9 protein-coding genes are annotated in these 10,887 nt (G+C 61.7%); 6 read left to right on the forward strand and 3 right to left on the reverse strand.

The features are described 5' to 3' along the window. Positions 1 to 110: 110 nt before the first annotated feature. The 3 genes from ACEU5R_RS23635 to ACEU5R_RS23645 all read left to right on the forward strand — a co-directional run bounded on the left by ACEU5R_RS23635 (position 111) and on the right by ACEU5R_RS23645 (position 4,357). Positions 111 to 1,460, forward strand: coding sequence for a hypothetical protein (locus tag ACEU5R_RS23635; RefSeq protein WP_392412042.1), 1,350 nt, complete (start codon positions 111 to 113; stop codon positions 1,458 to 1,460). 237 nt (positions 1,461 to 1,697) lie between these two features. After that, positions 1,698 to 2,528 carry a hypothetical protein gene (locus tag ACEU5R_RS23640; RefSeq protein WP_392412044.1) on the forward strand — a complete coding sequence of 277 codons (831 nt, stop codon included), beginning with the start codon at positions 1,698 to 1,700 and terminating at the stop codon, positions 2,526 to 2,528. Between the two features lie 128 nt (positions 2,529 to 2,656). Continuing rightward, entirely contained in the window at positions 2,657 to 4,357 is a 1,701-nt protein-coding gene (locus ACEU5R_RS23645; protein ID WP_392412047.1) for a hypothetical protein, read from the forward strand. Positions 4,358 to 4,418: 61 nt separating this feature from the next. On the opposite strand, the gene ACEU5R_RS23650 is transcribed toward ACEU5R_RS23645, so the two are convergent. The 3 genes from ACEU5R_RS23650 to ACEU5R_RS23660 form a co-directional block, all read right to left on the reverse strand. Beyond that, positions 4,419 to 5,420, reverse strand: coding sequence for a Bug family tripartite tricarboxylate transporter substrate binding protein (locus ACEU5R_RS23650; RefSeq protein WP_392412049.1), 1,002 nt, complete (start codon positions 5,418 to 5,420; stop codon positions 4,419 to 4,421). Positions 5,421 to 5,758: 338 nt separating this feature from the next. Further along, on the reverse strand, positions 5,759 to 7,387 hold the full coding sequence (locus tag ACEU5R_RS23655; protein ID WP_392412051.1) for a thiamine pyrophosphate-binding protein: 1,629 nt from the start codon (positions 7,385 to 7,387) through the stop codon (positions 5,759 to 5,761). A gap of 241 nt (positions 7,388 to 7,628) precedes the next feature. After that, positions 7,629 to 7,961, reverse strand: coding sequence for a hypothetical protein (locus ACEU5R_RS23660; protein ID WP_392412052.1), 333 nt, complete (start codon positions 7,959 to 7,961; stop codon positions 7,629 to 7,631). A gap of 612 nt (positions 7,962 to 8,573) precedes the next feature. Here ACEU5R_RS23660 and ACEU5R_RS23665 point away from each other — a divergent pair. The 3 genes from ACEU5R_RS23665 to ACEU5R_RS23675 all read left to right on the forward strand — a co-directional run. Beyond that, positions 8,574 to 9,263 (forward strand): DNA adenine methylase, encoded by a 690-nt coding sequence (locus tag ACEU5R_RS23665; protein WP_392412053.1) that lies wholly within the window; start codon positions 8,574 to 8,576, stop codon positions 9,261 to 9,263. Further along, on the forward strand, positions 9,260 to 10,066 hold the full coding sequence (locus ACEU5R_RS23670) for a DNA adenine methylase (protein WP_392412055.1): 807 nt from the start codon (positions 9,260 to 9,262) through the stop codon (positions 10,064 to 10,066). Before ACEU5R_RS23665 ends, ACEU5R_RS23670 begins: the two co-directional genes overlap by 4 nt. Before the next feature lie 8 nt (positions 10,067 to 10,074). Continuing rightward, a partial coding sequence (locus ACEU5R_RS23675; RefSeq protein ID WP_392412056.1) for a metallophosphoesterase family protein occupies positions 10,075 to 10,887 on the forward strand: 813 nt, incomplete at its 3' end.

The raw sequence follows: 10,887 nt of genomic DNA on the forward strand, positions 1-10,887 counted from the left end.
AACCCTTTTCGGGTTGCGGCCACCCAGCGTTCCGATGCCCGTCATTCCCCGCCGCCACGCCGTCGACATCCGGGCGCCCCATTACCTTGCCACGCCCGGAGAAACACGCCTTGAGCATCGACGTCGCCCAGCGCCATCCGGCCTACTCCCTGAGTCCGTCGAGACTCGGACGCATTTTCCAGGCCAAGTCCGAACAAGACGCTTCGGCGATGAACCTGCTGGACAGGATCATCGACTACGTATTCCGGAGCAATGCAAAACGGGACAGCATCAGGAAGGTCTATGCCATCGTCGCTGCGCAGCGCGACGCCCCCATCGCCGATGCGGAGTGTGCCCGCATCGGCGCCTTCCTGCTGCTGCGGGGCATGGCGCAGCCCCGGTATCGGGACATGTTCGAACTGAATCTGACGGAACATCCCAACGGAACCTGCGACTACGCCTTGATCATCGACGGCCAGACACTGCATGCGCGGCGCGATATCCATGATCAGCAAGAGATCGCCCGCCTGCGCCAGGCTTGCCAGCGCATGAAGGTGGACGACTACCTGCTGAGCCTGCAGCAGCACAAGGACGACGCCATGAGCCTCATCCCGGCCGGCGAACCGTTGTCCATCAAGCAAGGAAAAACGGGCGATTGCTACGCCTTGGTTGTCATGATCGGCGCCCTGTCCAGTCCCATCGTGCAGGAGAGCATTCTGAACTCGGCCGAAATCACCGAGCGCGGGGCGCTGCGGCTGACGTTCAACGCCAATATCCATTCGCCCATGGGCAGGCAGAAGGTGCTGCGGGGCGAGCCTCCGGAAACCCTGGCAAAGGTACTGGCTGATCGGTTTGAGATACACAACCTGAAGAAGAAGGGATATGCACTGGCATTGGAGAACGGCCAGCTGCAGGTCGACATTTCCCCGTCCAGGCTGAGGCGGATCATCGACCATCCCCGCTCAGCCAGCACGAATTCGCTGATGGTCAAGATACTTGAGCATCTGGCGGGCAACCTGATGCAAAACGGACAAAGCCCGCTGCGTTCGAACCGTGACTCCATCGACGCGCACAACCAAAGAGCCGACAACTACGACCCCCTGATCGGCAACCTGCTGGGCTACGGCACCGCGTTCATGTATGGTCCGACAAATACCGAGGGCTTGTCGATGATCCTCGAACGAGCCGCCGCCAGGGGATGCTGCCTGGAAGACGGCAGCCCCAGATTCCTGTTCGTGGGCTGCGCATACGGTCAGCCTGATCCGTTTGGCAACATGCACTTCCATCACGCGTTCGTGCTGGATAGCGTCGGCTACGACATGACCGGCAAGGCCGTGTCGATGACCCTGGTCAACCCCTGGGACAACCTGGGCGAGAAATTCGTCCTGACGCTGGACGAGGCCATGAAGCGAGATGTCGCCTTCGCCGAATATGCACGGCGCGGCACGCCGCTAGACCCTCGCATACCCATGTTGCCTTGACGCGGTTTTGCGCTCGCGCGCGTGCGCCGGGATGGCGGTCGAGCCATCCGCCGACGCAAGAGCGGGCAAGGCTGATCAGACAGGCGCGTTGCGACGACGCCGCGCCCAGCGCAGGGGATCATTGCTGGCGATCAGCGAAATCGTGTAAGACTCCGCTCACCATTCAAGCGGCATTGCGCCTGCCGCATCCGCCCCGCCCCCTCTGGGACATAGACACACTCAAGCCCATCCCAAGACATGCAAAACGAAACAACCGACAAGAACGCGGAAAACTCCGGAAAGAAAAGCTGGCTTCGCCTGATTCCCATTCCATTCACCGTCTTCCTGACGGCGATGTTCTACCTGCAGGGCAAGGCGTATCACGCCGGCTATCTGGCGTATTTTCACCTCGACAACACACAGATGAGCATCTCCACGTCGGATGCGATGTGGCTTGCCTATCGCGCCTGGGGCAATGGCGCCGCCCATATCCTGCTGACCTCCGGCGATTGGTTTCTCGACATACTCATGTCGATGCTCTTGCCAGCGACGATCGGCTGCGTGATGCTCATCCTCCTCCTGGCGATCGAAAAACTCCGTAGGAAGGCCGCCAAGCCTCGCGTCTCGGCCACCGCGATCCCGTTTAAAGACCTCAGTCTGCCACGCCAGATTGCCTATATCGCGGCGGGTCTTGTGGGCTATGTCCTCGCGGTTCCCGGTTCGATCCTCGTTGTCGCGCTTCTCGTCGCCTGCAGTCTGATCGTGCTGGTCGAGCCGTTTGCAATCATAGGCAAGCGTGACGCACAGGATTATTGCCAGGAGGTTCCGCTGGCCTCGCTGCCCACGATTCCCCAGCTGCCCGGTTTTGACCCGAACCAAGGGGTCATCCATCAACTCTGGTGCAACACCGACACCTGCGCCGTCTGGCAAGCGGGCGCCGCGTCCGCCGTGCCCAAATCGGCCATTGCCAGAACAATCAGCCCGCCTCTGTCGCAACGCCTGTCCGGCAAGCCGGATACCCCGCATCCCACCATGTGCTCGCCGGAGCCCGCGCCTGCGGACAACAAGACGGAAGACGGCCGCAAGTAGCCCAAGGCGGCCAGACCGCGCGGCCATGCATGCGGTACGATGCCTGGCCGCTATCGCCCCACCCGCCCGCCACGTTTCCGGCGACGCTGGCATCCTCCGTGAACTCACCAGAAAAGTGGAACCCCGGCATGGACCTGAACGCAAGCAGGAACGCCCTGACCCAGTTTCTTGAAAACGGCAAAGGCCAGGTGCTCGGCCTGAGTGGACGCTGGGGCGCGGGCAAGACGCATCTATGGCTTTCCCTGCGTGACACGCTGCCCGCCGCGAAGACCGCCCTGTACGCCTCCTGCTTCGGCCTGAAATCGCCGGACGAGATCGGCCGCGCGCTGTTGCAGGACGCCGCCAGCAACGCCTCCAAGTACGGCGAAGCCGGCGGCAAGGTCATCAAGGAAACCGGCAAAAAACTCACCGACGCGCTGCGCAACATCCCCTTCATCGGCGAGGCCGCCGACGCACTGCTGGCAACTGGCGCGCTGGCCGAATCCGTCATCACCGGCATGCTGGTGCGCGAGCGCATCATCGTGCTGGACGACCTGGAACGCCGCGACGCCGCGCTGTCGCTGGAGACGCTGTTCGGCTATGTGGACGCGCTCAAGGGCAAGGGCTGCACGGTGCTGCTGATCTACAACGAGGAAGAACTGAGCACCAACCAGGGCAAGGAATGGCGCGCCGTGCGGGAGAAATGCCTGGACGCGGAGATCAACCTGCGGCCCACGCCGGCCGATGCCTGCGGATTGGGCTTGTCGCCTGCTTGCCCGGACCGCGAGCCTATCGTCGCCGCGGCCGAGGCCGCCGGTCTGACCAACATCCGCATCATCCAGCGCATCGAGCGACTGACCGATGCGTTCAGGAAGGCGATTCCCGACCGTGAGCCGCAACAGCCCCTGCCCGAATACATCCTGCGCAGCCTGGTCTTCCTGGCCGTCCTGCACTACGAGAACCGCTTTCCGGACAAACAGGTGGAGACCTTCCTGGAAGACTGGACCCGGGTCTGCGCCGATCAGCTGGGCAACACGCTGCCCGGCGACGCCGCCCTGCTGGCCGTGCGATGCAGCGTCATCAGCGACACCGAACTGCTGTCCCTGCTGTCGGACTTCGTGCGGCATCACCCGCTCCACGCGGCCCGCGTGACGGCCAGGATGCAGGCGCGAGATGAGCGCGCGCTGCACGCGACCGCCCAGATGGCCGCGCTGGACTATGTGGACCGCGCGCTCTACGACCCGGACGCCACCGACCAGACCTTCCTGCGCATGGCCCGCGACTGGGGCGCGAACGGCTGGCAAGCCCTGGCCCCGCAGATGGCCAGCACCATCATCCGCGACCTGGAACGGCGCGGCGGCCAGGACTGGGCGTCGCACATGGCCGAGGCCTGGGGTCGGCATTGGCGCAAGGCTTCGAAGGAATATGTGCAGGAAAGCGTCCTGCAAGGGTTGGCCGACCCCATCGCGCAGGCGATCCGGGAGGTCAACGAATCACGCCGCCCCATGCAGACCGTCATGGACGCGATCGAGCAGATCGAGGCCGATCCGCCGTCGGCCTCGGAAGCGCTCATGCCCTTCCTGCAGAACATCTCGTCCGTGCAATTACGCAAGGCCATCGAGAGCTACGCGTTCGACGAGCTGAAGCGCTTCCTGACGTTCTACAGCGAACGCCTGCCCGGAATGGAAGCAGACCACGACCGCTACAAACTGGCATGGAGCAAGTTCAAGAGCGCCGCCAACGCCATCATCGTGGCGAACCGCAAGCCTCGTTTGTCGGACATCCTGCTGCGCCATATCCGCATGCGCGACCCGGACTTCGAGCCCGCAGCGGACGAACACAGCGCCTAGCCCGGACAGGGCGTCCGGCGGCGCACGGCAGCGCCTGACGCCCTTGCATCGACACGCGCCGCTAATTCACCTGCAACCCCGCCTTCGCCACCAGCTCCGCATAGATCGCGCTCCCGTCCCGCACATACCGCTCGGTGTCCTCCGGCGACAGCACATGCGGGATCCCGCCAAAATTCTCATTCCCCGCGATCCACTTCGGATCCCGCGCGATCTGCTTCAACGCCGCCGCCCATCGCTGCACCGCCTCGGGCGCCATCTTCGGCGGCCCGAACAGCCCGCTCCAGCCGATCACCGCTTCCATCTGCGGCAGCCCCAGCTCGCGCGCCGTGGGAATGTCCGGAAACTGCGCCAGCCGCTCGGGCGTGGTCGTCAGCAGCGGGCGCAGCTTGCCGCCGGTCAACAGGCCCGTCATGGAACTGAGGTTGTTGCACGCGAAATCCACGTCCCGGCTCAACACCGCCAGCGCTACCTCGTTGCCGCCCTTATACGGCACGCTGACCACCGCGTCCGGCTTCAGGCCCAGCGTGCTGAGCAACAGCTGCGGCGCCAGGTTCTGCACCGTGGCCGGGCCGGAGTGGCTGTAGTTCAGCTTGCCGGGCTTGGCCTTCACCGCCTTCGCCAGATCGTCCAGCGTCTTGTAGCCGCTGTCCGGATGCACCACGCAGACCACCGGGTTCAGCTCCAGCAGCCCAATGTAGGTGAAATCCCCCGCCGTGTAAGGCGTGGTCTTGGGCTGCAAGGCCGGCAGCAGCACTTGCGAACCGATCCGTCCCAGCAGCAGCGTGTAGCCATCGGGCGCGGCCTGCTTCACGGCGGCCGAGCCGATCGCGCCGTTGGCGCCCGCCTTGTTGACCACGACCACGGGCTGCCCCAGCAGCCCCTGCGCCGCGGCGGCCAGGTTGCGCGCCGCCATGTCGGCGTCGCCACCCGCGCTGAAAGGAACGATGAGCTGTATCGGCTTGGCGGGATAAGCCTGGGCGGCGGCCAGCCCGGTACAGGCGCTCCATACACAAATCGCGGCGCGAGCAAAGGCAGCCGGCCGGAGGCCGGAGAAGCTGATCATGGGATGTCTCCTGTCGAGCGGGGGAACGAAACTACGCGGTGAAACGACGTGGCAACGGGACGGCGGGACTGCGTGGTGCGACGATGCTGCGTTATGCGACGAGGCTGCGTTGTGCGACGAGCTACGTTGTGAGGCGAGGCTGCGTTATGCAGCGGAACTACGTTGTGCGACGGGATTGCATTGTGTAGCGGGGCTGCGTTGTGCAACGGGACTGACAGTGCGCAGGCGCTGCGCTGAACAATGGGACTGCTAAACGAGACCGGACTGCGGCCGGCGTGATGCCTGCGGCTTACGCCTGCTGGTTCATCCCCACGCGGACATGCGTCACGGACTGCGGCTCAATGCCCGCCGGCAGATGGACCAGACGCGTTGAACACAGGCGCGGCCTCTCCCACCATCGAGACATTGATGCATGCCGGCACGCCGCTGTCCGCCGCCCGCGCCAGCGCCGCGCCCAGGCTCTGCGCGTCATCCGCCACGAAACCCGCCCCGCCCAAGGCCGACGCCACTTCGTCATACCTGGCCGTCGGCGACAGCTCGCAGCCGATCAACCGTTGCGGACCATAGCTGCGCAGCTGGATCAGGTGCTCCGCGTTCCAGCGCAGGTCATTGCCGATCACCGCGATGACCGGCGCCTGCTCGCGCACCGCCGTGTCCAGCTCCATCAGGTGAAAACCCGCCGTGCCATCCCCCATCAGGACCAGCACCGTCGCCCCGGGCCGCGCGATCTTGGCCGCGATGGCGTAGCACAGGCCCGCGCCGATGGCCCCCGACATGCCGTTGATGATGCGCACCGGCGCGCTGCAATAGGCCTGCGCCCACTGCCCGAACTCGCCGCCATCGCAGACCACCACGGGATCCGGCGCGGACGCCAGAAACGCCTGCACCGTCTCGCACAAGGCGCGCGGCCCCAGCGCCGCGCCCGCCGACGCGGCAGGCACCGGCTTGCCGCGATAACGTAGCGCCTCATCCACCCGCGCCCGCCACGCCGCGCGCGCCGCCGACGGCTGCGCCGCCCGCAAGGCGGACAAGGCCGCGATGGCATCGCCCTGCACCGCCAGCGCCAACCGCTCGCCCAGCAAACGCTGCGCGCGTTCCAGCATCGCGGCATCCGGATCGATCACCACGACCCGCGCCTGCCCGCCCAACGCCGCCGCGCCTCCAAAACCCAAGGTGAAGTCCAGGCACTTGCCCGCCAGCACGATCAGGTCCGCATCGGGAATGACCGCCGCCAGCGCGCCCAGCGAAGGATCCTTCAGGCCGCGCGGGCTTTCCATGGGGATGACGCGCAGGTCCTGCGATTCCTCCAGCTGCCGGCAGGCGGCGCGCGCATGCCAGCGCGCGCCGCTCGGGCCGGCCAGCACCAGCGGACGCTGCGCCGCGTGCAGCAGCGCGGCAAGCCGGTCCAGCGCGCCCGTGGCGAACGGCGCGATCGGCTGCGGCGCTGCCGGCGGCAGTTCCTGCAAGCCGGTCTCGGCCGTCAACAGATCAAACGGCAGCGCCAGATGCACCGGGCCGCGCCTGGGCGCCAGCGCCTGCCCGACCGCGCGGTCCAGCGCGGGATGCAATTCCCCCACGCTCATCGGACGCAGCGACAGCTTCGTCATCGCGCGAGTGATTGCCACCTGGTCCAGCTCCTGGAACGCGCCCTTGCCGTCTTCCGCCACGGACGAATCGCCGGAGATCAGCAGCACGGGGCTTTCCGCCTGCAACGCCGAGTACAGCGGCGCCAGCCCATTGGTCAGGCCCGGCCCCGCCGTCAGCATCGCCACGCCCAGCTCGCCGGTCATCTGCGCCCAGGCATCCGCCATGTACACCGCCGCCGCCTCGTGCCGCACGTGAACGATGCGGATGCCCGAGTCGATACAGGCGTCGTACAGCGGCATGATCTGATTGCCGGACAGGCTGAAGATGGTCCTGACGCCCAGGCGATGCAGCATACGGATGATCAACTGGGATCCAAGCACCTGAGTCTCCTGTGGCGTCGTCCGGGACATGGCCGGGCGCGGTTTGGCGGGGATGGGGAGCGGCCAGTGTAATGAGCAATGGCGCGGGTTTGGTTGGGGAATTTTGAAGCTAGGGGGTGGGCTTGGAAATGGAACGGGCCGCCTTGGGGGTGGCGGCCCGGGGGGTGCTGCGTTGCCTTGATGGGAGGCGGTTGTTGCGGCCTGTGGGTTGATTGGCCGGTTGGTTTGTTGGGTTATGGACTTATTGGATTACCGGCGGCGCGTCGTGCGTTTCGGTGCAATGCGCCAGCGCCAGGCTGGATTCTCGGGCCTGTTCCAGCATGGATTCGGTCAGCGTGCCGATGTGGTCGCACAGGCTTTCGACGCCGCCTAGCAGGGTGGCTACGGTCCAGGCGTCCAAAGGTTGCGAGCCGGTGGCGTCGGGTTCGGATGCGCTATTGCCGACCATGCGGGCGATGGTTTCGATGGCGTAGCGGGTGCGGTCCAGATGTTGGAGATGGGAGAGCGCGACCAGGCCGTGTTCGGGGTCGGTGTCCAGGGACCAGGGGTTTTGGGTTAGGGGGTGATTCGTCATGGATGCCTCCGGTGAGTTGAGCACCCGCGCCCCACTTCCAAATGGGGTGGGCGGGCACGAGACGAGGTTGGAAGACCGGTCTCACCGACCCGGCGTGCGCAAGCGCACCCTCGCCAAGGCCCGCCCATAGGGACGTGCGGAGGCGAGCGGACATGAAAAGGCCGTCATGAAGACGGCCGTCCGCCTGGTGAAGTGTACCGGCTTCCAAACCGGGCTACCGTTGGTTCGGTAGTTTGGCAAGTATAGAGAATGAAAAGCGCCTGGATGGCCCTGCAACCGCAAACTAGGATGAAATTACAGGAAGCTGATGCTACTAATGAGTGCCGCCTCTATATGGAAGAAAGCCGGTGGCACACTACCAATGAGGCCTTCTCACAAGGGCTTATCCCCTTTCGAGGCAGAGATTCGGAGTCGAAACACCTCAGACGTCGACCCCAGCCATATGCACCTTGAGTCAGTAATCGACTGTTCCCCCGTGTTCAACAAAGACCTCGAGCGGCAGCAGCACGACCACCAGACGCACCTTATTCCATTAAGCTTGCGAAACACGCCAGTGCTTCAACTGTCACATGTGGCTTGCGCTCATCGCCAAAACCGGCGATGATCCGCTACATGCGATACCCTGGCGGCAAGAACCTCATATTTCGGCGACTCATCAATCTCATGCCTCCACATGAGGTCTACGTAGAACCATTCCTTGGCAGTGGAGCTGTTCTGCGTCACAAAGTACCAGCCCCGAAATCCATAGGGCTAGATCTGAACCCTATCGCACTAGCGGAAGCTGAGTCATGGCATCTCGACGGGTTGGAGTTGATCAATGATGATGCACTTCACTTCCTGAAGTGTCACCCCTTCACAGCTCAAACCCTTATCTACTGTGACCCGCCATATCTACCGTCAACTAGAAAGTCCAAGGCAGTGTATCGTCACGAACTAACAGAAGATCAACATAGAGAACTCCTACAGCTTCTAACAATCCTCCCCTGCAAGGTCATGCTCTCAGGTTATCCTCACCCTCTCTACGAGCAAATGTTAGAAGACTGGCACAGCACGCCTCTCATGGTACCGAGTCACATTGGCCTACGCGAGGAAAGAGTATGGACAAATTTCCCTCCTCCGTCAGTGCCTCAAGACTTGCGATATATTGGAGAGACCTTTCGTGATCGCGAACAAGTTAAACGACGCCACAGCCGTCTAATGAATCGCATCGCCGACCTGTCATGCGCAGAAAGGGCATTGCTATTTTCTCGCCTATGCAGCGATTATCCTGACCAGCTATCGACGGCACTGGAGGCCGCATGAGTGAACCGTTGCTTCGATGGGCAGGCAGCAAGAGAAAACTGCTACCGATATTGACCCAAGCAATTCCCAGTTCTTTCAAACGCTATGTAGAACCGTTTGTAGGCTCGGGGGTACTTTTCTTAAAAATACCCCAAAAGCGCGCACTGCTTGGAGATATTAATATCGATTTGATATCCACATACGAGACTGTCAGAGATCATCCAAGAGCCGTATGGAATCGCGCATCCGCATTTGACGAAGACCCTAACTTCTACTACACATTACGCGCCATCGATGCGGAAAATCTACAACCTCTAGATCGGGCAGCACGTTTCGTCTACCTCAATAGATTCTGCTTCAACGGAGTATACCGCACGAATAGAGCGGGAAAGTTCAATGTCTCACGAGGCAAGGGACACTTATTTATTCCACAGTATCGGGTATTCAAGGCATTTTCGGACCGCTTAAAAACCGCTCAACTTGTTTGCAGTGATTTTCAAAATCTGGTCACCAAGACGCGCAATGGTGATTTCATGTATCTCGATCCTCCTTATGCAATGGGGGCAAAGCGAGATCGAGGTGAATATGGCCCAGGCAGCTTTCGAGATCACGATGAAGAACGTCTTGCTAGCACGCTAATTGACGCATCTGATCGAGGGGTAAAAGTCCTATTGTCGTACTCCCCCTCCAAAGACTTGCTGCATCGTTTGAAGAACTGGCGCGTACACTATCTAATGGTAAACCGAAACGTTGCGGGATTCGCCTCATCTCGCCGCACAGCACAGGAGATGCTAGTAGCCAACTACGATTGGCAGCTTAGCTAACTGAATAAATGTCCACTAACATCAACCCCACCAATCAGGTTCTAAGGGTTGCAGTCGTTGGAGACCCTCATTTTTTTGTAGAATCCTCCATAGGCGCTCAATCTGTTTCACACATAAAGTTAATGCCAGATGGAACATTTAAAGAAACTAAGAAATATGCAAACCCCTGGATTGACCTGAAAGAGCTGACCCAAAGCGAAGCCCTATCCGCAGATCTCCTCCTTTGCGTTGGCGACATTACCACTCACGCCAACGCCGTCGCCCTCAAGAGTGCCTGGGGACAACTATTGGATCTGGGAGATCAGTTGGATGCCATGCACATCGCATCTGCGACAGGCAATCATGATGTCGCCTCGCGGGGAAGCTTAAAAGAAGTTCAAGAAAACCCAATCCGATGGTTGTCAGAGGTAAAAGGAGCTGTCGAAGAACTGAAGCTGTTGGATCCACCGTACCCTGTCGTTGAGCGACAAGCGGGTACACGGATATCCAACAGACACATCAGAACGCGTTACTTCGGAGATGCAATCGCGCTTGTTGAAACAGCCAGATATCGACTTCTAGTGCTGAATAGTTGCTGCGAACACTCTCTTGAACCACATCAATATGAGCGCGGTACTTTTCCACAGTCAGCTCAGAATGCACTACGCGAGGTGCTTCGAGAAAGCGGACATGACGAAAAAATAAACCTGCTTGTTTGCCATCACCCTCCTATTCTCCACTCTGAAAACCAACTAGGTGCGCACGACATTATCGAAAATGGAGAGGCACTCGTCCGTTGCCTAGAAGAGCATGGAGCTTGGCTAGTCATTCATGGCCACAAG

Origin of the sequence: Achromobacter sp. 413638, from assembly GCF_043119405.1 — a bacterium.
GTDB lineage: Bacteria > Pseudomonadota > Gammaproteobacteria > Burkholderiales > Burkholderiaceae_B > Achromobacter.